This is a genomic window from Mesorhizobium sp. WSM4849 (genome assembly GCF_055811385.1).
Genome location: NZ_JBVVPW010000015.1, coordinates 154,013 through 175,772 on the forward strand (window position 1 = coordinate 154,013; position 21,760 = coordinate 175,772).

Consider the following 21,760-nt stretch of genomic DNA (forward strand, 5'->3'; position numbering starts at 1 on the left):
GGTCGGAGACCTTCGTGGGAGCGCGCCTAGAGCGCCTCGGCGCCCGAAATGATTTCGATCAATTCCTTGGTGATCTGCGCCTGCCGCTGGCGGTTGTAGGTGATCGACAATTTGTTGATCATGTCGCCGGCGTTGCGCGTCGCATTGTCCATGGCGCTCATCTTGGCGCCCATCTCGCCGGCCGCGTTTTCGAGCAGCGCACGAAAGATTTGCACGGAGATGTTGCGCGGGATGAGGTCGGAGAGGATTTCGCCCGGCTCCGGCTCGTATTCATAGACGGCATTGCCGCCGTCCGTCGCCTCGGCGGCAGCGGAAGTCACGCCTGCCGGGATGATCTGCTGGGTCGTCGGGACCTGGCTGATCACCGACTTGAACTGCGAATAGAACAGCGTGCAGATGTCGAAGCCACCCTCGTTGAAAAGTTGGATAACTTTCTTGGCAATGGCATCGGCATTGACGAAGCCGAGCGTCTTCACTTCACGCAAATCGACACGCTCGAGGATCAGCGCCGCGTAGTCGCGACGCAGGATGTCGAATCCCTTCTTGCCGACGCAGATGATCTTGACCTGCTTGCCGCCGGCCAGAAGCTTGCGGATGTGGTCGCGGGCAAGGCGCGCGATCTGCGAATTGAAGCCGCCGCACAGACCACGCTCGGCGGTGCAGACGACGAGCAGATGCACGTCGTCCTTGCCGGTGCCGGTCATCAGCGCCGGGGCCTCGCCGCCGCCGCCGATCGCCTGGGTGATGTTGGCCAGCACCGCGCCCATGCGCTCCGAATAGGGGCGCGCGGCTTCCGCCGCCTCCTGCGCGCGGCGCAGCTTCGCCGCGGCGACCATCTGCATCGCCTTGGTGATCTTCTGCGTCGCCTTGACCGAGGCGATACGGTTACGAAGGTCTTTTAGTGAAGGCATGCTTCAAACCTGATCCCGTCCGTCCGGCCTCGTTCAAGCAAAGGTCTTGGCGAAGGTGTCGATCTCCGCCTTCAGCTTGGCGCGCAGATCGTCCGACAGCGCCTTCTCCTTGCGGATGCCGTCGAGCACCTCCTTGCCGGCCGAGCGCATGTGGCTGAGCAAGCCATGCTCGAATTTACTGACCTGGTCGATTGCCAGCTTGTCGAGATAGCCGTTGACGCCGGCGAAGATCACCGCGACCTGTTCTTCGACCCTGAGCGGCGAAAATTGCGGCTGCTTCAGGAGTTCGGTCAGGCGCGCACCGCGGTTGAGCAGGCGCTGCGTGGCGGCGTCGAGGTCAGAGCCGAACTGGGCGAAGGCCGCCATTTCGCGATACTGCGCGAGCTCGCCCTTGATCGAGCCGGCGACCTGTTTCATCGCCTTGATCTGCGCCGAGGAGCCGACGCGCGACACCGACAGGCCGACGTTGACCGCCGGGCGGACGCCCTGGAAGAACAGATTGGTTTCCAGGAAGATCTGGCCGTCGGTGATCGAGATGACGTTGGTCGGGATGTAGGCCGACACGTCGTTGGCCTGGGTCTCGATGATCGGCAGCGCCGTCAGCGAACCGCCGCCATTGTCGTCATTGAGCTTGGCGGCACGCTCCAGAAGGCGCGAATGCAGGTAGAAGACGTCGCCCGGATAGGCTTCGCGGCCGGGCGGGCGGCGCAGCAGCAGCGACATCTGGCGATAGGCGACCGCCTGCTTCGACAGATCGTCGTAGCTGATCAGCGCATGCATGCCGTTGTCGCGGAAATATTCGCCCATGGTGCAGGCGGTGAACGGCGCCAGGAACTGCATCGGCGCCGGATCGGAAGCGGTGGCGGCGATGATGATCGAATAGTCGAGCGCGCCACGCTCTTCGAGAACTTTCGCGAACTGCGCGACGGTCGAGCGCTTCTGGCCGACGGCGACGTAGACGCAGTAGAGCTTTTCCTTCTCCGGCCCGTGCTCGTGCACCGATTTCTGGTTGAGCATCGTGTCGAGGATGATCGCGGTCTTGCCGGTCTGGCGGTCACCGATGACCAGCTCGCGCTGTCCGCGGCCGACCGGGATCAGCGCGTCGATGGCCTTGAGGCCGGTCGACATCGGCTCGTTCACCGATTTGCGCGGAATGATGCCGGGCGCCTTGACGTCGACGCGCTTGCGCTCGGTCGCCTGGATCGGGCCCTTGCCGTCGATCGGGTTGCCGAGCGCGTCGACGACGCGGCCGAGCAGGCCCATGCCGACAGGCGTGTCGACGATGGCGCCGGTGCGCTTGACGATGTCGCCTTCCTTGATGTCGCGGTCGGCGCCGAAGATGACGACGCCGACATTGTCGGCTTCGAGGTTGAGCGCCATGCCGCGGATGCCGCCGGGGAACTCAACCATCTCGCCGGCCTGGACGTTGTCGAGGCCATAGACGCGGGCGATGCCGTCACCGACGGACAGAACCTGGCCGACTTCGGAGACCTCGGCCTCCTTGCCGAAATTCTTGATCTGGTCTTTCAGAATTGCGGAAATTTCCGCGGCGCGGATGTCCATCAGCCGACCTCTTTCAGTGCAAGCTTGAGCGAATTGAGTTTGGTTTTGAGCGACGTATCGATCTGGCGCGAGCCTATCTTGACCACCAGCCCGCCGAGCAGCGACGGATCGACGGTCACGGTGATCGCGACATCCTTGCCGGCAACGCTTTTCAGCGCCGCCTTCAGCTCGGTTTGCTGGGCGTCGGTCAGCGCATGCGCCGAGGTAACTTCAGCGCCGGTCTCGCCACGATGCTCGGCGGCGATCTGGCGGAATGCCTTGATCATGCCAGGAATGGCGAACAGCCGGCGGTTCTGGGCGACGACGCGCAGGAAATTGCCGGTGAGGCCGGCGATCCCTGCCTTGTCGGCGATCGCCGCAATGGCCTTGGCCTGGTCCTCGCTGGAGAAGACCGGGCTATTGATCAGACGGGTAAGATCCGCGCTGCCTTCGAGCATCGCCGCGAAACTGTTGAGGTCGGCCTCGACCTTTGCGACCGAATTCGCCTGGAGCGCGAGCTCGAACAGTGAACCCGCATAGCGCTCTGCGACACCTGAGATTGGTGATGACGATTGGGCCACGGACCGTCTTTTCTCTTGTCTGACAGGCCGCAGATTATTGGCTCGAGCGAAAACTCTGGCTAAATCTTTGACCTTACTGCATTTTTCCAAGCACGGAGACGCGGCTTCCGCTATCCCCGGCCGAAAGTCGATTGCCGTCTAGCACAGGCATTTTAAGACCGCAATGCGTCGTCCCGCATGGTTTTCAGGCACTATTGTCGCATCCGGCGGTGCGGTTCGACCGCCGGTTCCGAATTCGCCTTTGATTCAAGGCACAAAGCCGAAGGCGAAGGCAAGCGGCAGCGCCGCCAGCACCAGTTCCACCACGATGGACGCCCAGTTGAAAGGTGTGTTGGCGCCGTCCGACATCATCGACAGCAGGCGGCCGAAGGCGGTGAGCAGCCAGGAAAAGCCAAGCGCCATGTAGAGCAGCGGTTGCGCAAGCAGAATGCAGCACAGGCTGACGCCGAGATAGAAGCCCGACATCCTGCCGCGCCCTTCGGCGATCGCCGCCGCCTTCTCCGGCTTGACCTGCAGCCTGAGAATCCGGAAGCCCAGCCCCGGCGCCAGGAACAGCAGCAGGCCGAACAGCAAGGTCACGACGGCGCTCGACCATGCCAGCCACTCGCCCTGGCTCATCGGCCATGGAAACGCAAATTCCATACTGTCCCCTCGCAAATGGCTGTTTCGAAATTTCGGGCATTCTAGCGAAGGAAGAGACATGCGCCAGATGGGCGTTGGCGAATTGCCGAAACACGCAAGCCTAGCAGGGACCACCTGCCGCCTCGGTATGGATGCGCGTCGTACCAAGAGCTTCATGACGGGGAGCTTCATGACGGGCTGTTCCTCCGCTATGGAATGCTATACATTATGACCACATGAGACCACAAGGAGAACCAATGTGAGAACCATGCAGGTTAGAGAGGCTAAAGCAGGTTTCTCGGCGCTCATCGAAGCTGCCGAGAGCGGCGAGCCTACAATTATCACGAAGCACGGTAAGCCAGCGGCGGCGATTGTTTCGGTCGAGGACATGCAAAAGCTTTACCCGGTCAAGCGCCGGAACTTCGGAGAGTTTCTTTTGACCTATCCCGGTGGAATTGAGCTCGAAAGGAACGAGTCGCCGTCGCGGGAAATCGATCTTTGAGCCGCTATCTTATCGATACGTCTATTCTGTCCGCTTTCGCGCCTGGAAAGCCAGCCCTTGCAAAAAACATCTCCACCTGGATTGCCAGCGAAGGTGAAAAGCAGACGCTATTCGTGCCTGTAGTAGCAATCACCGAAATAGAGAAAGGCATACGCAGGCTCGATCGCGCCGGGGCTACCAAACGGACGGCAAATCTCACTGACTGGCTCAACGATATCATCGAAGGATTTGCGGGCCAAATCCTAGCGATCGACGCCATTGTAGCTCGAAGAGCCGGCCAAATTGAGGAAGCAGTCTCTGCACAAGGGAAGAACCCAGGCCTTGCGGACATATTGATCGCCGCTACCGCGTCAATTCACGAGCTTACCGTGATCACAGCCAACGTCAGGCATTTTGAGGCGCTCGACGTGTGGTGTTGGAATATATTGCAGGACCCGCCTGCGGCCGACTAAACTAATGCACTCCAAACACCTCACAAAAAGCTCTGCGGGTCGATGTCGACCTGCACGCGCACCGAGCCCCGTATCTTCGGCCCCTCGGCCAGCATGGTGCGAATGAACCCCTGCATGTCGGCGCGCCGCTCGCCCTGGATCAGCAGGCGAAAGCGATGGCGGCCGCCGAGCAGCGACAGCGGCGCCTCGGCCGGGCCGAGCACGAACAGGTCGGAGGCCTGAGGTGCGGCGCGCCGCAAACCCCGCGCATGGCCCTCCGCTTCCGCTCGGGTCGCAGCACTGACGATGACGCCGGCGAGCCGGCCGAAAGGCGGCAGCGCCGCCCGCTCGCGCTCGGCGATCTCGCGCTCGTAAAAAGCCTCGGCGTCGCCGGAGACGATCGCCCGCATCACCGGGTGGTCGGGCTGGAAGGTCTGCAGCAGGCCAAGGCTCTTCTTGCCGGTGCGGCCGGCACGGCCGGTCACCTGGCTGAGCAGTTGGAAGGTGCGCTCGGCGGCGCGCGGATCGCCATTGGCCAGGCCGAGATCGGCGTCGACCACGCCGACCAGCGTCATGTTTGGGAAATTGTGGCCCTTGGCGACAAGCTGCGTGCCGATGACGATGTCGGCCTCACCCTTGGCGATGGCTTCGAGTTCTAGTCTCAGCCGCCGCACGCCGCCCATCAGGTCGGACGACAAGACGATGGTGCGGGCGTCGGGGAAATGCCCGACGACCTCTTCGGCGATGCGCTCGACGCCCGGCCCGCAGGCGACCAGATGATCGAGCGTGCCGCATTCCGGGCAGGCCTCGGGCCGCCGCTCATTATGTCCGCAATGGTGGCAGACGAGCTGGCCGCGAAAGCGGTGCTCGACCAGCCAGGCCGAGCAGACCGGGCAGCCGAAGCGATGGCCGCAGACCCGGCACAGCGTCAGCGGCGCATAGCCGCGCCGATTGAGGAACAGCAAGGATTGTTCGTGTTTCTCCAACGTCTGCCGCATGTGGCCAAGCAGCACCGGCGACAGAAAGCCGCCGCGCGCCGGCGGGGCGCGGCGCATGTCGATCGTCTTCAGGTCGGGAAGGGCCGCCTCGGCGAAGCGCGCCGAAAGCACCGCCCGATGATAGCGGCCTTGGCTCGCGTTGACCCGGCTTTCGACCGACGGCGTCGCCGAGGCGAGCACCACCGGAAAGCCGCCGATATGGCCACGCACCACCGCCATATCGCGGGCATTGTAGAAGACGCGGTCTTCCTGCTTGTAGGCGGGGTCATGCTCCTCGTCGATGACGATAAGCCCGAGCTCCCTGAACGGCAGGAACAGCGCCGAACGCGCGCCGGCAACCACGCGCACGCCACCTTCCGCCACCTGCCGCCAGACACGCTCGCGCATCCTTGGCGGCAGGTCCGAGTGCCATTCCGCCGGCTTGGCGCCGAACCGTTCCTGGAAGCGCTCGAGGAAGGCGTGGGTCAGCGCAATCTCCGGCAGCAGGATCAGCACCTGTTTGCAACGGTCGAGCGCCGCCGCCACCGCCTCGAAATAGACCTCCGTCTTGCCCGATCCGGTCACCCCGTCGAGCAGCGTGACGCCGAATGCGCCGGCCGCGACATTGGTGCGCAGCATCCCGGCCGCATCGCTCTGGTCCGGCATCAGCGAAGGCTGGGCGTAATTCGGATCGGGTGCTGCGACCACCGGTCGCGGCGGGATCATGACCGTCTCGAACACGCCTTGCGCTTTCAACCCGTCGATGACCGTCGACGACACGCCGGCCGCATGCGCCAACCCGGACCGCGTCCAGGCGAGCCCGCCTTCGGCTGTTTCCAGCACGCGCATCCTCGCACCCGTCATCCGGTCGGGTTTGGCGAAGGTGCGTTGCAGCCCTTCGATCCAGGGTTCCGGGTCGAAGGCCTCCGGCGCCCGCAGCAGCATGCGCGCCACCATGCCAGGCGGCGACAGCGTGTATTGCGCGATCCAGTCGACGAAGCGGCGCATAGCGCGGTCGATCGGCGGGCAGTCGAAGACCTGCTCGATCGGGCGCAGTTTTTTTGCGTCGACCTTTTCGACAACGCCGTCCCAGACGATGCCGGCAACCTGGCGCGGACCGAGCGGAACGCGCACGATCGAGCCCGGCACCACGCGCATGCCGGCGGGCACGGCATAGGTGTAGGGCCGATCGGCGGGCATCGGCACCAGCACTGGCGCGGCTGCGACAAAGGGCGAATCTTCGATCATGAGGCGTGACCTTGCCCCGACTTTCGTCTAGAGCAAAGTCCAACGCCGAATGTGCCTTGCCGGCCTAGAGCGACGTGCGTCCATCCGGACGCACAAAGTACGCTTTAGAACTTTAACCCACGCATCGTGCTTCCCGAAAATCGGTTACGATTTTCGGGCCGATGCGAAATCTTCAGGAGACCCCGCCATGAAATTTTTTGTCGACACCGCCGATGTCAATGAAATCCGTGACCTGAACGATCTGGGGCTGCTCGACGGCGTTACCACCAATCCTTCGCTGATCCTCAAATCCGGCGGCAAGATCGCCGACGTCACCAGAGAGATCTGCGAGATCGTCAAGGGCCCGGTCTCGGCCGAAGTCGTCGCCACCGAATACAAGGACATGATGGCGGAGGCCAAGATCCTGGCCCGGATCGCCGATAATGTCTGCATCAAGGTGCCGCTGACGCTCGACGGCCTGAAGGCCTGCAAGGACATCCGATCGGACGGCCGCATGGTCAACGTCACGCTGTGCTTCTCGGCGACCCAGGCGTTGCTCGCCGCCAAGGCCGGCGCCTCGTTCATCTCGCCCTTCGTCGGCCGCATCGACGACAGCGGCTGGGACGGCATGGAACTGATCTCGGACATCCGCACCATCTACGACAACTATGATTTCCAGACCGAGATCCTGACCGCTTCGGTGCGCACGGTGAACCATGTCAAGCAGGCCGCACTGATCGGCGCCGACGTCATCACCGCGCCGCCGACGACGCTGAAGGCACTGGTCAAGCACCCGCTGACCGACAAGGGCCTGGAGCAGTTCCTCGCCGACTGGGCCAAGACCGGCCAGAAGATCGGCTGAAATCCAGACGCCGCGTTCACGAAAAAAAGGCCGATCGATCGGCCTTTTTTGCGCCAGCAAGCGGCTGTCGGCGAGAACCGGAACGTCTCGATCGAGGCCGGAAAGTTAACCCGCCACCGTCTTGCCGTGCTTGATCAGATTCTGGGCGATCGACAGGCGCAGCAGGTCCGCCAGTTCGCGCGCCGCACGGTTTTCGGCGTCGATCTGTGCCCGGTAGGAGGCAAACTCCTGACGGGGCCTGTCGAAGGACGACGCTATCGAGCGCCTGCCGGTCGCGATCGTCGTGCCGGTCTTGGCGTCGGTCAGCACATAATTGGCGGTCAGTGTCACCGTGCCCGCGGTTGGCTCGTCCTGATCGGTCGAGACCTGCACGGTTGCAGAGGATTCAACAAGTTCGGTAACGCCGAGATCGAGCGAATAGGCGGGCGTAGCCGGCTCGCCCGCACCCTGGCCGAGCGCGAAGATCAGATTGTTGCGGACCTGCTGGGCGTAGCGGGTGTTGACCGGCTTGACCGCGATGGACCCGAGTTCGGCGGCAGCCGCGACTTGCGAGCCGGCCGACAGCGGCGCGCTCGAATAGAGCGGGCGCACCGTGCAGGCCGAAACCAGCGCAACCGAAGCGACCAGGCCATACAGCGCTGTACGGCGCAGCAAATGCGTCCCCTCTGTCTTCCTCGGATCAGGCAACGACATTGACGATCCTCTGTGGGACGATGATTACCTTGCGCGGTGCCTTACCATCGAGCGCTTTCTGCACGAAGTCGAGAGCCAGAACCGCTTTTTCGACCGCACCTTGGTCCGCGTCGCGGGCAATTGTCAAATCGCCGCGCTTCTTGCCGTTGACCTGAACCGGCAGCACGATCTCGTTGTCGACGACAAGCGACGGCTCATAGACAGGCCAGGGCCGTTCGGCGACAAGATCGGTGCCGCCGAGCGTCTGCCAGCACTCCTCGGCCAGATGCGGCATGACCGGCGCAATCAGATGCACGAGGATGTCGACGGCTTGCCGACAGGCAGCCTTGAGCGCCGGGGCGGCCTTGCCTTCAGCCGCCTCGTTGAGCGGCGTGGTGAGCGCATTGGCGAGTTCGTAGATGCGGGCGATAGCGCGGTTGAAGGCGAGCTTTTCGATATCCTCGCCGACTGATTTCAGGATCTTGTGCGCGGCCTTGGACACAGTCCCTGCCTCGCCCTCCTTCGCCGCTGCCGGTTGGCTGCCGGCGAGCGATTCGGCAGCCGTCGACACCAGCCGCCAGATGCGCTGAATGAAGCGATGCGCGCCGGCAGCACCCTCGTCGGTCCATTCGACATCACGCTCGGGTGGTGAGTCCGACAGCATGAACCAGCGCGCGGTGTCGGCGCCGTAGCCGTCGGTGATCTCTTCCGGGCTCACCGTGTTCTTCTTCGACTTCGACATTTTTTCGAGCGGGCCGATTACCGCCTCTTCGCCGGTCGCGATTTCGACGGCGCGGCGCTTGCCGTCGACGTCCTCCAGCCGCACCTCGCTGGGTGCAAGCCAGCGGCTGTTCGAGCCACCGCCGACCCGATAGGTCTCGTGCACCACCATGCCTTGCGTGAACAGGCCCCTGAACGGCTCGGCGAGATCGACATGGCCGGTCTCGCGCATGGCGCGGGTGAAGAAGCGCGAATAGAGCAGGTGCAAAATGGCGTGCTCGATGCCGCCTATATACTGGTCGACCGGCAGCCATTCGGTAGCTGCCTTGGGATCGGTCGGGTCGTTCGCCCAGGGCGCGGTAAAGCGCGCGAAATACCAGGACGAATCGACGAACGTGTCCATCGTGTCGGTTTCGCGGCGTGCATCCTTGCCGCATTGCGGACATTTGACATGCCGCCATGTCGGATGGCGATCGAGCGGATTGCCCGGCCGGTCGAACTCGATGTCGTCCGGCAGCTTGACCGGCAGATCCGCTTTCGGCACCGGCACCACGCCGCAATCCTCGCAGTGGATCATCGGGATCGGACAGCCCCAGTAGCGCTGGCGCGAAATGCCCCAGTCGCGCAGGCGGAAGTTGACCTTGCGCTCAGCCACCGGCCGATTGCCGATAGTCTTTTGTTCCAGCAGCTTCGCCACCTCGTCGAACGCCTGATCAGGCTTCATGCCGTCGAGGAAGCGCGAATTGATCATCACGCCGTCGCCGACATAGGCCTCGTCGATGATCTGGAAGTTTCCCTGATTCTCGCCTTCCGGCATCACCACCGGAATGACCGGCAGGCCGTATCTGTTAGCGAAATCGAGGTCGCGCTGGTCACCGGACGGGCAGCCGAAGATGGCGCCGGTGCCGTACTCCATCAGCACGAAATTGGCGACATAGACAGGCAGCGTCCAGTTCGCGTCGAACGGATGGACGACGCGGATGCCGGTATCGAAACCCCTCTTCTCGGCTGTCTCCAGTGCCGCCACTGAAGTGCCCATATGGCGAACCTCGTCGATGAACTTGGCCAGCGCCGGATTGCTTTCGGCCGCCTTCTTCGCCAGCGGATGATCAGCTGCGACCGCCATGAAGGAGGCGCCGAAGATGGTGTCGGGCCGCGTCGTGTAGACCTCCAGCTCATCTTCGCCATCGACTGGAGTGGCCAGCGGCCAGCGGATCAGCAGGCCTTCCGAACGGCCGATCCAGTTCGCCTGCATCAGCTTCACTTTTTCCGGCCATTCGTCGAGGCCTTCCAGCGAGTCCAGCAGATCCTGCGCATAGTCGGTGATCTTGAAGAACCACTGCGTCAGCTCGCGCTGTTCGACCAGCGCGCCCGAGCGCCAGCCGCGTCCGTCGATGACCTGCTCGTTGGCAAGCACCGTCATGTCCTCCGGATCCCAGTTGACCTTGGAGGATTTGCGCGTCACCAGCCCCTTCTCGACGAAATCGAGGAACAACATCTGCTGGCGGTGGTAGTAGTCGACATCGCAGGTGGCGAATTCGCGTGCCCAGTCGAGCGACAGGCCCATGACCTTGAGCTGTTCGCGCATGGCGGCGATGTTCTGATAGGTCCAGTCCTTGGGATGGACCTTGTTCTGCATCGCCGCGTTCTCGGCCGGCATGCCGAAGGCGTCCCAGCCCATCGGGTGCAGTACGTTGAAACCCTTGGCACGCTTGTAGCGCGCAACCACGTCGCCCATCGTGTAGTTGCGGGTATGGCCGATATGGATGCGCCCCGACGGATAGGGGAACATTTCGAGTACGTAGTATTTCGGACGCGGGTCGTCGTTGTCAGCTTCGAACAGCTTCTTGGCGTCCCAGGCCTTCTGCCATTTGGGCTCTGATGCGCGCGGATTGTATCGTTCGGTTGCCATCGGGTGTTTTTCACTTAAAAAGCATGCGCGAACAGCCGGACATGCCCGGCGGCTCAGGAAATGTCGTCGCGGTGTTCACCATGGATTGCCGGACCCGTCAACTGCGACGCTCCGGCCAGGACAAAAACCAGAGTCAAGGATATAGGATGGCGAGCGCCGTCGAACAGTTTTTCACGGTCAAGGCGAGGATCGCCGCCGCCGAGCGCGAGGCAGGACGGCAAGCCGGCGCGGTGAGGCTGGTCGCGGTCTCGAAGACCTTCAGCGCCAACGATATCCGCCCGGTCATCGACGCCGGCCAGCGCGTCTTCGGCGAGAACCGCGTCCAGGAAGCACAAGCCAAATGGCCGGCGCTGAAGGAGGACTTCCCCGACATCGAGCTGCATCTGATCGGTCCGCTGCAATCGAACAAGGCGAAGGAAGCGGTCGCGCTGTTCGACGTCATCGAGTCGGTCGATCGGGAGAAGATCGCGGCCGAACTCGCCAAGGAAATCGCCAGACAAGGCCGGTCACCAAAATTCTACGTTCAGGTCAACACCGGCTCGGAACCACAAAAGGCAGGGATCGAGCCGCGCGAGGCTGTCGCCTTCGTCACCCGCTGCCGCGACGTCCATGGCCTCGCCATCGAAGGCCTGATGTGCATCCCGCCGGCCGACGAGAATCCCGGTCCGCATTTCGCGCTGCTGGAAAAGCTCAGCACGGGGGCACGTGTGGAGGAGCTTTCGATGGGCATGTCCGGCGACTACGAAACCGCGATCGCCTTCGGCGCGACAAGTGTCAGGATCGGCTCGGCGATCTTCGGCAGCCGTTAGCGGACATTTCGCTTAGCGGCAGTTTAGCGATCAACCTTGATAGTCGGGCGCGTCAGGCATATATCTAGCCAAGCTAGCTAGGAGAGGGACCCATGAACTGGCATCTTCAGGATGCGAAAAACAACTTTTCCAAAGTGGTTCAGCGCGCGCGCAGCGAGGGACCACAGACGGTGACCCTGCGTGGCGAGCGCGCGGCGGTGGTGCTTTCTGCCGAAGACTATGACCGCTTGTCGGGAAAAAAGAAGTCACTGGCAGAATATCTTCTGACCGGTCCCGTCTGGGATGATGATTTCGCCGAAGAGGTCAACCGTCGCTCGGATACGATGATCCGCGACATCGACCTCTGATGTACCTGCTCGACACGAACATCGTTTCGGATGTGGAACGACGCTTGCCCAAGACTACCGCGTGGCTAGCTTCAGTGGATCCGGATTCGGTCAATCTCAGTGTCATCACGCTCGGGGAGATCGAACGCGGGATCGTCAAGCTGCGCAAGGTCGATCCCGAACGGGCAACGCGCCTCGATCTGTGGCTGCGAGAGCTTCGGCGGGACAATGCCGACCGCATCCTTGCGGTTACTGAAGATGTCGCGTTGTCGTGGGGTCGCATCTCGGCTGGCCGCACGCGAGGCAGCGCCGACGCGCTCATCGCCGCGACCGCGCTCGTCCACGACCTCATTCTGGTTACGCGAAACGTCGCCTATTTCGACGATACCGGGGTGACGGTCCTCAATCCTTGGACAATCTGACCTGTTTCCCCACCACGCCGGATCGTCGGGTCGCGGAGCTTGGTCCAGAACCACTAGGCCGTTATGCCAACGAATGGAAACGGAACGTATCGTTCCTATATTGGCCGGGTTCGTCTCCGAACTTTGCCTGGGCACCATGACCTTCGGCGCCGCCGGCGAAAACGACCAATGGGGCCTGATCGCCAGCCTCGACCAGGACGGCGTCGACAGGATCGTCCAGCGCTCGCTCGCCGCCGGCGTCAATTTCTCCGACACCGCTGACGTCTATTCCTTCGGCGCATCGGAACGGCTTCTCGGCCAGTCGCTGCGGAATCTCGGCATCAACCGGCAGGATGTGATCATCGCCACCAAGGTCCATGGCGCCATGGGCGACGGCCCCAACCAGCGCGGTTCCTCGCGCGGCCACATCATGGGTTCGGTCGAGGGCAGTCTCGAGCGGCTGCAGCTCGACCATATCGGTCTCTATCAGCTTCACGGCACCGACACGGTGACGCCGATCGATGAGACGCTGCGGGCGCTCGACGATCTGGTTGCCAGCGGCAAGGTCCGCTATGTCGGCGTTTCGAACTGGGCGGCCTGGCGCATCGCCAAGGCATTGGGCATCGCCGAACGCAAGGGCTTCGCCCGTTTTGAGACCGTCCAGTCCTACTATTCGATCGCCGGCCGCGACCTGGAGCGCGAGATCGTTCCGCTGCTCAACGAGGAGAAGCTTGGACTGATGGTCTGGTCGCCGATGGCGGGCAGGCTGCTTTCCGGCAAATACGGACCCGGCGCGCCCGGCAATGGCGAAGGCCGCCGCGCCAGCTTCAATTTCCCGCCTGTAAATGAGGACCGCGCCTGGGCGGCGGTCGCCGTCATGCGCGAGATCGCCGGCAAGCATGGCGTCAGCGTCGCCACGGTCGCGCTGAGCTATGTGCTCGCCAAACCCTTCGTGATGAGCGTGATCATCGGCGCCAGCCGCATGGAGCAGCTCGAACGGAACCTCGCCGCCACCGAGTTGAAGCTCGACACCGACGATCTTGCTCGTCTCGACGAGGTCAGCGCGCTGCCGGCCGAATATCCGGGCTGGATGCTCGAGCGTCAGGCGGCCGGCCGGCGGCCGGCGCCCTTTGCGCCGAAAAGGTAATTCAATCTCACCTCGATTGATGTTTCGGGAGCCGACCGGTTCCCGATCTTCTTTGGCTCCGATCTTCTTTAGGCTCAGGTCAGGCGGACCGTCTCGACCAGAAAGTCGAGAAAGGCCCGCACCCGCGCCGGCAAATGCTTGCCCTGTCCGACATAGACGGCGTGGGTACGCTCCTCGTCGCCTGGGTTGAAGGCCTCCAGAAGCGGTACCAGCCGCCCGGCGGCGATGTCGGGTTCCACATGCCAGCGCGCCAGCCGGGCGATGCCCGCCCCCGAAAGCGCCATCAGCCGCATCGCCTCGCCATCGCTGACCAGCGCATTTCCGGTTATCGGAACGAGAACGGCCTCGCCGGCCGCGTCGACGAATGGCCAATCATCGACATGGCGCACGAAACAGAAACCCATCCGATTGTGGCGATCGAGATCGGCCGGCGTCCGGGGGATGCCGTGCGTCCTGAGGTAGGACGGCGCAGCGACGACCACCACCGGACTTTGCCCGAGCTTGCGCGCCACCAACCGTGATTCGCCGAGCGGCCCGGCGCGGATCGCGACATCGGCGCGCTCCTCCATCAGGTCGATGACATGATCGGTCAAAACCAGATCGATGGTGATTTCCGGATAGCGTTCGAGGAAACGCGGCAAAAGCGGGATCAGCCGGTGCTGCCCGAAGGGCACGTAGCTGTTGACCCGCAGCCGGCCGCGCGGGGCGGCGCCGGCCGCCGCCTCGCGCTCGGCTGCCGCCATGTCGGCCAGGATGCGCACGCCGCTGTCGAAGAAGGCCGCGCCCTCCGGTGTCAGTTGCAGCTTGCGTGTCGAACGGCTGATCAGCCGCGCGCCAAGACGCGCCTCAAGCCGCGCAATCAGTTTGCTCACTGCCGACGGCGTCATCCGCAACGCGCGAGCGGCGGCCGAAAAACTCCCCGCCTCAACGACGCGGACAAACACTTCGATCTCGCCGGAGCGGTTGATGTCGGGTCTCGCCATTCGTGAATCTATTTCACAGACAATGTGCCCTGCGCAAGGCTGGTTCACAGCACGCCGCGACACGATCTTCCGGGACGGGGCGTGGGAGGACACGGCGTCCCGTCTTCAACACTGGCTGTCATCGAAATGGGAACCGCCATGCCTCTTGCTCTTTACGCCCTCGCCGCCGGTGCCTTCGGCATCGGTGTCACCGAATTCGTCATCATGGGCCTGCTGCTCGACGTCAGCACCGATCTCGGAGTCTCGATCTCGGCCGCCGGCCAGTTGATTTCCGGCTATGCGCTCGGTGTCGTCATCGGCGCGCCGCTGCTGACGATCGCCACCGGCCGCTGGCTGCGCAAGACCGTGCTTCTGGCGCTGATGGCGATCTTCACGCTGGGCAATCTCGCCTGCGCGCTCGCCCCCGACTACTGGACACTGATGGCTGCCCGCGTGCTCACCGCCTTTGCCCACGGCACGTTCTTCGGCGTTGGTTCGGTCGTTGCGACCGGGCTGGTGGCGCCAAACAAGAAGGCCTCGGCGATCGCCCTGATGTTCACCGGCCTGACCATCGCAAACATCCTCGGCGTGCCCTTCGGCACCTGGCTCGGCCAGGCCTTCGGCTGGCGGGCGACCTTCTGGGCGGTAACCCTGGTCGGCATCGTCGCCTTCGCCATCATTCTCCTGCTGGTGCCGCGCAGCCAGGCAGCGCCTGAGAAGAGCAACCTGAGCGGCGATCTCGCCGTGCTCGGCCGCGCGCCGGTCCTCCTTGGCTTCGCCACCACCGTGCTTGGCTATGCCGGCGTCTTCGCCGTCTTCACCTATATCGCTCCCCTGCTGACCGAGATCACCGGTTTTGGGGAAGCAGCCGTGTCGCCGATCCTGCTGGTCTTTGGCGGCGGCCTCATCGCCGGCAATCTGCTTGGCGGTAAGTTCGCCGACCGCTGGCTGGTGCCTTCCGTCCTCGGCAGTCTCGTTGTGCTGGCGCTGGTGCTCGGCACGATGACCTTCGCCCTGCACAGCCAGGTGATGGCCGTCATCTATATCGGCCTGCTCGGCGCCGCCGCCTTCGCCACCGTGGCGCCGCTGCAGATGTGGGTGCTGGAAAAGGCTGAAGGCGCCGGCCAGAGCCTGGCCTCATCCTTCAATATCGCCGCCTTCAACCTCGGCAACGCCGCCGGCGCCTGGCTCGGCGGCGTGGTGATCGCCCATGGCCCCGGCCTCGGCGCCGTCAGCTGGGTCGCCGCCCTGCTGCCACTCTCCGCACTGGCCGTGGCGGGATTAGCGCTGCGCCTCGACCGCAGCTCGGAGCTCGGCGCACCGGCATCCGCCCGGTCGTGACGATCCCAAACAAATCCAACCACCCTTCGATACAAGGAGCAAAACCATGGATTATCGACGTCTTGGCGCCTCGGGTCTGAAGGTCCCGGCGCTCTCGTTCGGCGCTGGAACCTTCGGCGGTTCGGGGCCGCTGTTCGGCGCCTGGGGCAACAGCGATGCGACGGAAGCGCGGCGGCTGGTCGACATCTGCCTTGAGGCCGGCGTCAACCTGTTCGACACCGCCGACGTCTATTCGAATGGCGCCTCCGAGGAGGTGCTCGGCGCGGCCATCAAGGGCCGCCGCGATGCCGTGCTGATCTCGACCAAGACCTCGCTGCCGACGGGCGACGGACCCAACGATGCCGGCTCCTCCCGTTCGCGTCTCATCAAGGCCGTCGAGGGCGCACTGAAGCGGCTCGGCACCGACTACATCGACCTGCTGCAACTGCACGCTTTCGACGCCGCAACGCCGATCGAGGAGGTGCTGTCGACGCTGGACAGTCTCGTGCGCGCCGGCACGCTGCGCTATGTCGGCGTCTCCAATTTTTCCGGCTGGCAAGTGATGAAATCGCTCGGCCTGGCGGACAAGAACGGCTATCCGCGCTATGTCGCCCATCAGGTCTATTACTCGCTGGTCGGGCGCGATTATGAATGGGAGCTGATGCCGCTCGGCCTCGACCAGGGCGTTGGCGCGCTGGTGTGGAGCCCGCTCGGCTGGGGCCGCCTGACCGGCAAGATCCGCCGCGGCGAGCCACTGCCGGAAACAAGCCGGTTGCACGACACCGCAGGCTTCGGGCCACCGGTCGAGGACGAGCAACTCTACCGGGTCGTCGATGCGCTCGACACTGTCGCCAAGGAAACGGCAAGACGGTGCCGCAGATCGCCATCAACTGGTTGCTGCAGCGGCCGACTGTCGCCTCTGTCATTATCGGCGCGCGCAACGAGGAACAGCTGCGCCAGAACCTCGGTGCCGTCGGTTGGTCATTGACATCAGACCAGATGAAGAAGCTCGACGCGGCAAGCGCGGTCACCGCGCCCTATCCGTATTTCCCCTATCGCCGGCAGGAGGGTTTTGCCCGGCTGAGCCCGCCTGCGGTCTGACCCCGCTCGATACCTCAAACGCCCGGCGACAGGGCATGTTGAGATTCAGGTCAGGCCGCGCCGAGAATGGTGGCTTCCGAGAACCGGAGCGGAGCGTACTTAAAGTACGTGAGCCCGCGCATGACCCCGAAATCGAGATCGATTTCGGAAAGGTCATGCGCAAAATCAAAGTTCTACAGCGTCCTTTGCCCGCCCAATAGGGCGCGCGGCGCTGTAGGTAAGCGCAGGAAGCCGCCATTCGCAGGCCGGCCTCACCTGAATATCGACACGCCCTAATGCAGCACGAACTCGCCGTCCACCTTGTGCCATTCGTTGGGCGCGATCAGCTTCTGGTGCGTATAGCTCACCGAATGCAGCGGACCATCGAGCTTGGTCTGCCAGAACTCGATGAACCGGATCAGCACCGGAAATTTCGGAGCGATGTCGTAGTCCTGCCAGATGAAGCTCTGCAACAGATGCGGATGATCGGGAAAATGATAAAGGATCTTGGCCGTGGTCAAGCCGTAGCCCTTGAGCATCAGGTCCATTTCGGAATGGTCGCGCATCGCGGTCCCCTGGTTGATTCTCCTTTCCTCCCAATTTGAAATTGTGCGCGCAATTTGCTTAATCGTCTATTGATATTTCGTAGCTGAGGCCGGGTTTACGACGCAAAAACATGTAGTTAGCAGCGATCCAACCCGAGTGCTGACAACAGTGAAGAAGCGTCTGCGGCATCCCGCCGCGCAAATCCAACGTCTAATATTGCCGTTACCGCGGAACTGTTAATAATGCGCGCGAATTCGCGGCCGCTTCGCCGTGATGCCGACGGCGGTCAAGCCGGACGGCTTGGTTTTGGGAGGAAAGTGAAAATATGTCCGAGGAACATGTCCATCGCGTCCAGCCGGCGTGGAAGAAGAATGCGCTGATCGACAATGACACCTATTTGAAATGGTACGCCGACAGCGTGAAGAACCCGGACAAGTTCTGGGGCAAGCACGGCAAGCGCATCGACTGGTTCAAGCCCTACAGCAAGGTCAAGAACACCTCCTTCGACGGGAAGGTCTCGATCAAGTGGTTCGAGGATGGCGAGACCAACGTTTCCTGGAACTGCATCGACCGGCATCTGAAGAAGCGCGGCGACCAGACCGCTATCATCTGGGAAGGCGACAACCCCTACGACGACAGGAAGATCACCTATAACGAGCTCTACGCGCATGTCTGCCGGCTCGCCAATGTGATGAAGAAACACGGCGTCAAGAAGGGCGACCGCGTTACCATCTACATGCCGATGATTCCCGAAACGGCCTACGCGATGCTTGCCTGCACGCGCATCGGCGCCATCCATTCGGTGGTCTTTGGCGGCTTCTCGCCGGATGCATTGGCCGGCCGCATCGTCGACTGCGAATCGACTTTCGTCATCACCACCGACGAGGGCCTGCGCGGCGGCAAGCCGATTCCGTTGAAAGACAACACCGACAAGGCGATCGACATCGCCGCGAAGAATTTCGTGATGGTCAACAAGGTCGTCGTCGTGCGCCGCACCGGCGGCAAGGTTGGCTGGGCTCCGGGGCGCGACGTCTGGTACCACGACGAGATCGCTTCGGTGAAGGCGGAGTGCAAGCCGGAGAAGATGAAGGCCGAGGACCCTTTGTTCATCCTCTACACATCAGGCTCGACCGGCAAGCCGAAGGGCGTGCTGCACACCACGGCCGGCTATCTCGTCTACGCCTCGATGACCCACCAATATGTCTTCGACTACCATGACGGCGACATCTACTGGTGCACCGCCGATGTCGGCTGGGTGACCGGCCACAGCTATATCGTCTACGGGCCGCTCGCCAACGGCGCCACCACGCTGATGTTCGAAGGCGTGCCGAACTATCCGTCGCAATCCCGCTTCTGGGAGGTCATCGACAAGCACAAGGTCAACATCTTCTATACCGCGCCGACGGCGTTGCGCGCTTTGATGGGCGCCGGCGACGCCCATGTCACCAGGACGTCGCGCAAATCGCTGCGCGTGCTCGGCACGGTCGGCGAGCCGATCAATCCGGAGGCCTGGGAGTGGTATTTCAATGTCGTCGGCAACGGCAAGGTGCCGATCGTCGACACCTGGTGGCAGACCGAGACCGGCGGCATCCTGATCACGCCGCTGCCCGGCGCCACCGACCTGAAGGCAGGTTCCGCGACACGGCCCTTCTTCGGCGTCAAGCCGCAACTGGTCGACGGCGACGGCAATGTGCTGGAAGGCGTCGCGAGCGGCAATCTTTGCATCACCGATTCGTGGCCGGGCCAGATGCGCACTGTCTATGGCGACCACGAGCGCTTCGTGCAGACCTATTTTTCCACCTACAACGGCAAGTATTTTACCGGTGACGGCTGCCGCCGCGACGCCGATGGCTACTACTGGATTACCGGTCGCGTCGACGACGTCATCAACGTCTCCGGCCACCGCATGGGTACGGCCGAGGTCGAATCGGCACTGGTTTCGCACGAGAAAGTCTCGGAAGCCGCCGTCGTCGGCTATCCGCACGACATCAAGGGCCAGGGCATCTACTGCTACGTCACATTGATGGCCGGCGAGAAGCCGGACGAGGAGCTGCGCAAGGAACTCGTCGCCCATGTCCGTAAGGACATCGGCGCCATCGCCACGCCCGACAAGATCCAGTTCGCTCCCGGCCTGCCGAAAACCCGTTCCGGCAAGATCATGCGGCGCATCCTGCGCAAGATCGCCGAGGACGATTTTGCCGCGCTCGGCGATACCTCGACGCTGGCCGACCCGGCGGTCGTCGACGACCTCGTCGCCAACCGGCAGAACAAGAGGGCCTGATGCAGTTGGCAATAGGTGCCAGCACCCAACTTTGGCGCTACCCGGCGAGTTCGCTCGCAGGCGAACGCCTGGAGGCAATTTCGGTCGGTCCAGAGGGGATCGACGGCGACCGCCTGTTCGGCCTCATCGATGCTTCGAACAACGAGATCGCGCGGCCCGATCGCGACACGAAATGGCACAGGTGCCGCGCATCCGGAGCCGGCTGTCGCAAGCCTGCGAACTGGAGATCGCGATTCCCGACGGCGATTGGCTGGCGGCACCGGGCGCCGAAAGCAACCGCGCCGTTTCCTCCTATCTCGGCTTCAAAGCCTCGGCGAGGCGATGCAGCTGGTCTAAGACGCCTTCCCACCCGAACCGGACCTCGCAGCCGCCAACCTAGTGTGCCGCGGCCGAGATGTTTTGGTTGAGGCTGAAAAAATTCATGGGATCATATTTCCGCTTCACCTCGGCAAGCCGACTGTAATTATCACCGAAGGAGGCACGGATCACCTGGTCCGCGGGTTCGCTCTGAAAGTTGAGAAGGTGCATGCCACTCGAATGCGGCTCGAACGCATCGTACATGGCCTGCACCCAGGCTATATGCCTTTCGCTTTCGGCCGGATCCGTCCACTGCGCGGTCATCCCAATGTTGTATTCCGCGTTCCGCTGGGCGAAGGCAGAGTCCGTGCGACTGACCCGGCCCGGCGCGCCGCCGTAGAACTCCACGAGACAGGCCGAGAGAGGCGACTCCATGCGGTTTCCATGCTCAACAAGCAGGTCGATGACCGTATCGGTAAGTTGCGGAACGAAGCTCGCCTTCCAGTAATTGTGGGTGCCGTCCGGGAACGCCCCGTCCAGCAGCTTCTGCATCGACGGGTAGGGCATTGGCTGTATGGCGTCGACCAGCGGCGGACCGAAAGCTCGCAGCGGCGCCAGCACGCGTGCGCCTTCTTCCATGTCACCGCACCAGCATGCGACTATGCCGACCGCCGGCATGCCGTCCGGCGTCGTCAACATGGCCGCGTAGGCAGTCAGTTCCTCCGGTGCCGTGGCCATGAAGTCGCGATAGAAGCGCAGCACCTCGCGGGCCTTGTCGCGGCCGTGAACAATCAGGCCGCCGAACACCGACGATATTTGCTGCGCGCGGAAGGTGAAGCAGGTGACGATGCCGAAATTGCCGCCTCCGCCGCGTAGGGCCCAGAAAAGGTCGGGGTGTTCTTCTGCGCTGGCCGTCAGCAGGCGTCCCTCAGCCGTCACCAGCTCAAACGAGATCACGTTGTCGCAACTCAGCCCGTGCTTGCGGACCAGCCAGCCCACGCCGCCGCCGAGTGTCAGCCCGGCAACGCCGGTCTTCGACACGACGCCGACCGGCACCGCCAGCCCATGCAGATGTGTCTCGCGGTCGAGGTCGCCAAGCGTCGCACCGCCTTGCACCCGCACGGTGCGCGTCTTGGGCTCAACCAGCACGCCACGCATGGCGGAGAGATCGACAACAATGCCGTTGTCGCATAGTGCCCGCCCGGCGACATTGTGACCGCCCCCACGGACCGCGACGAGAAGGTCGTTTCTGGCGGCGAATTTCACCGTGTGGATTACATCGGCGACGCCGAGGCAACGTGAAACCAATCCCGGATGCCGGTCGATTGCGGCGTTCCAAATCCGGCGCGCCTCGTCCAGCCAACCCGACGGCGAACTCATCGATAAGATCAGTGCCAATCCGCACGCCACTGCGGTTTTGAAGCTCCGTCACTGCCATGTCCCCCTCCTCAGCCTCGTCGCACGTCAGCGTTGACCAAGCCTCGGAGGCGAAAGGCAGCATAACACCAGCGGGCGGGGTTGTGATGTGCCAAAACACCCTCGATCAGATCAGCAGAAGTTGTGTGCGTCAAGTTCTGCAAAAATGGCGTGGCATTCAGCGGTGACGTTGGCGTGTCCGCCGCGCAGCCCCCGT

General features: G+C 63.1%; 20 protein-coding genes and 2 pseudogenes. 11 read left to right on the forward strand and 11 right to left on the reverse strand.

Translation table 11 applies throughout. The annotated features are described in order from the left end of the window. Positions 1 to 26: 26 nt before the first annotated feature. The 4 genes from AC0L3L_RS19050 to AC0L3L_RS19065 form a co-directional block, all read right to left on the reverse strand. On the reverse strand, positions 27 to 911 hold the full coding sequence (locus AC0L3L_RS19050) for a F0F1 ATP synthase subunit gamma (protein WP_473525762.1): 885 nt from the start codon (positions 909 to 911) through the stop codon (positions 27 to 29). A gap of 33 nt (positions 912 to 944) precedes the next feature. Continuing rightward, positions 945 to 2,474, reverse strand: coding sequence for a F0F1 ATP synthase subunit alpha (atpA, locus tag AC0L3L_RS19055; RefSeq protein ID WP_292548611.1), 1,530 nt, complete (start codon positions 2,472 to 2,474; stop codon positions 945 to 947). Then, positions 2,474 to 3,034 (reverse strand): F0F1 ATP synthase subunit delta, encoded by a 561-nt coding sequence (locus AC0L3L_RS19060; protein WP_473486251.1) that lies wholly within the window; start codon positions 3,032 to 3,034, stop codon positions 2,474 to 2,476. The genes atpA and AC0L3L_RS19060 overlap by 1 nt, the downstream gene beginning before the upstream one ends. A gap of 246 nt (positions 3,035 to 3,280) precedes the next feature. After that, positions 3,281 to 3,676, reverse strand: a complete 396-nt coding sequence (locus tag AC0L3L_RS19065; RefSeq protein ID WP_473486250.1) for an AGROH133_08824 family phage infection protein — start codon at positions 3,674 to 3,676, stop codon at positions 3,281 to 3,283. A 247-nt stretch (positions 3,677 to 3,923) separates the two neighbouring features. Here AC0L3L_RS19065 and AC0L3L_RS19070 point away from each other — a divergent pair, with 247 nt between their 5' ends. Further along, entirely contained in the window at positions 3,924 to 4,157 is a 234-nt protein-coding gene (locus AC0L3L_RS19070; RefSeq protein WP_436798445.1) for a type II toxin-antitoxin system Phd/YefM family antitoxin, read from the forward strand. Further along, the gene (locus AC0L3L_RS19075; RefSeq protein WP_473638716.1) at positions 4,154 to 4,609 is read left to right on the forward strand and encodes a PIN domain-containing protein; all 456 of its coding nucleotides are present in this window, start codon (positions 4,154 to 4,156) and stop codon (positions 4,607 to 4,609) included. The genes AC0L3L_RS19070 and AC0L3L_RS19075 overlap by 4 nt, the downstream gene beginning before the upstream one ends. A 20-nt stretch (positions 4,610 to 4,629) precedes the next feature. Here AC0L3L_RS19075 and AC0L3L_RS19080 read toward each other — a convergent pair whose 3' ends face one another. Beyond that, positions 4,630 to 6,813 carry a primosomal protein N' gene (locus tag AC0L3L_RS19080; RefSeq protein ID WP_473638717.1) on the reverse strand — a complete coding sequence of 728 codons (2,184 nt, stop codon included), beginning with the start codon at positions 6,811 to 6,813 and terminating at the stop codon, positions 4,630 to 4,632. Between the two features lie 187 nt (positions 6,814 to 7,000). On the opposite strand from AC0L3L_RS19080, the gene fsa reads away from it, so the two are divergent. Next, entirely contained in the window at positions 7,001 to 7,654 is a 654-nt protein-coding gene (gene fsa / locus AC0L3L_RS19085) for a fructose-6-phosphate aldolase (RefSeq protein WP_473638718.1), read from the forward strand. 105 nt (positions 7,655 to 7,759) lie between these two features. Here the strand turns inward: fsa and lptE are convergent, their stop codons facing one another. Both lptE and leuS read right to left on the reverse strand, forming a co-directional pair. Continuing rightward, positions 7,760 to 8,347, reverse strand: a complete 588-nt coding sequence (lptE, locus tag AC0L3L_RS19090; RefSeq protein ID WP_473638719.1) for an LPS assembly lipoprotein LptE — start codon at positions 8,345 to 8,347, stop codon at positions 7,760 to 7,762. Continuing rightward, positions 8,334 to 10,958, reverse strand: coding sequence for a leucine--tRNA ligase (leuS, locus tag AC0L3L_RS19095; RefSeq protein ID WP_473638720.1), 2,625 nt, complete (start codon positions 10,956 to 10,958; stop codon positions 8,334 to 8,336). Before leuS ends, lptE begins: the two co-directional genes overlap by 14 nt. Positions 10,959 to 11,104: 146 nt before the next feature. On the opposite strand from leuS, the gene AC0L3L_RS19100 reads away from it, so the two are divergent. The 4 genes from AC0L3L_RS19100 to AC0L3L_RS19115 all read left to right on the forward strand — a co-directional run bounded on the left by AC0L3L_RS19100 (position 11,105) and on the right by AC0L3L_RS19115 (position 13,641). Next, the gene (locus tag AC0L3L_RS19100; protein ID WP_473525767.1) at positions 11,105 to 11,767 is read left to right on the forward strand and encodes a YggS family pyridoxal phosphate-dependent enzyme; all 663 of its coding nucleotides are present in this window, start codon (positions 11,105 to 11,107) and stop codon (positions 11,765 to 11,767) included. A gap of 92 nt (positions 11,768 to 11,859) precedes the next feature. Next, positions 11,860 to 12,114: a type II toxin-antitoxin system Phd/YefM family antitoxin gene (locus AC0L3L_RS19105; protein WP_123151235.1), complete on the forward strand. Its 255-nt coding sequence runs from the start codon at positions 11,860 to 11,862 to the stop codon at positions 12,112 to 12,114. After that, positions 12,114 to 12,515 (forward strand): PIN domain-containing protein, encoded by a 402-nt coding sequence (locus tag AC0L3L_RS19110; protein WP_473638721.1) that lies wholly within the window; start codon positions 12,114 to 12,116, stop codon positions 12,513 to 12,515. Before AC0L3L_RS19105 ends, AC0L3L_RS19110 begins: the two co-directional genes overlap by 1 nt. 73 nt (positions 12,516 to 12,588) lie before the next feature. Next, positions 12,589 to 13,641 (forward strand): aldo/keto reductase, encoded by a 1,053-nt coding sequence (locus tag AC0L3L_RS19115; RefSeq protein WP_473638722.1) that lies wholly within the window; start codon positions 12,589 to 12,591, stop codon positions 13,639 to 13,641. Between the two features lie 74 nt (positions 13,642 to 13,715). On the opposite strand, the gene AC0L3L_RS19120 is transcribed toward AC0L3L_RS19115, so the two are convergent. Then, positions 13,716 to 14,624, reverse strand: coding sequence for a LysR family transcriptional regulator (locus tag AC0L3L_RS19120; RefSeq protein ID WP_473638723.1), 909 nt, complete (start codon positions 14,622 to 14,624; stop codon positions 13,716 to 13,718). Between the two features lie 138 nt (positions 14,625 to 14,762). On the opposite strand from AC0L3L_RS19120, the gene AC0L3L_RS19125 reads away from it, so the two are divergent. Together AC0L3L_RS19125 and AC0L3L_RS19130 are read left to right on the forward strand one after the other, a co-directional pair. Then, complete coding sequence (locus AC0L3L_RS19125) at positions 14,763 to 15,944, forward strand: MFS transporter (protein WP_473638724.1); 1,182 nt, start codon at positions 14,763 to 14,765, stop codon at positions 15,942 to 15,944. Between the two features lie 46 nt (positions 15,945 to 15,990). Next, a pseudogene (locus AC0L3L_RS19130) lies at positions 15,991 to 16,883 on the forward strand (aldo/keto reductase); the annotation flags it as partial. Between the two features lie 413 nt (positions 16,884 to 17,296). Here the strand turns inward: AC0L3L_RS19130 and AC0L3L_RS19135 are convergent. Further along, a complete protein-coding gene (locus AC0L3L_RS19135) occupies positions 17,297 to 17,569 on the reverse strand; it encodes an usg protein (protein ID WP_065011174.1) in 273 nt (90 codons plus the stop codon). A gap of 305 nt (positions 17,570 to 17,874) precedes the next feature. Between AC0L3L_RS19135 and acs the strand changes: the two genes are divergently transcribed. Further along, a complete protein-coding gene (acs, locus tag AC0L3L_RS19140) occupies positions 17,875 to 19,830 on the forward strand; it encodes an acetate--CoA ligase (RefSeq protein ID WP_473638725.1) in 1,956 nt (651 codons plus the stop codon). Beyond that, a pseudogene (locus AC0L3L_RS19145) lies at positions 19,830 to 20,149 on the forward strand (MOSC domain-containing protein); the annotation flags it as partial. The gene acs and the pseudogene AC0L3L_RS19145, both read left to right, overlap by 1 nt. A 56-nt stretch (positions 20,150 to 20,205) precedes the next feature. Here the strand turns inward: AC0L3L_RS19145 and AC0L3L_RS19150 are convergent. Both AC0L3L_RS19150 and AC0L3L_RS19155 read right to left on the reverse strand, forming a co-directional pair. Then, a complete protein-coding gene (locus tag AC0L3L_RS19150; protein WP_473638726.1) occupies positions 20,206 to 21,525 on the reverse strand; it encodes an FAD-binding oxidoreductase in 1,320 nt (439 codons plus the stop codon). A gap of 50 nt (positions 21,526 to 21,575) precedes the next feature. Next, positions 21,576 to 21,760: hypothetical protein (locus AC0L3L_RS19155; RefSeq protein WP_473638727.1), on the reverse strand; the 185-nt coding region annotated here is incomplete at its 5' end.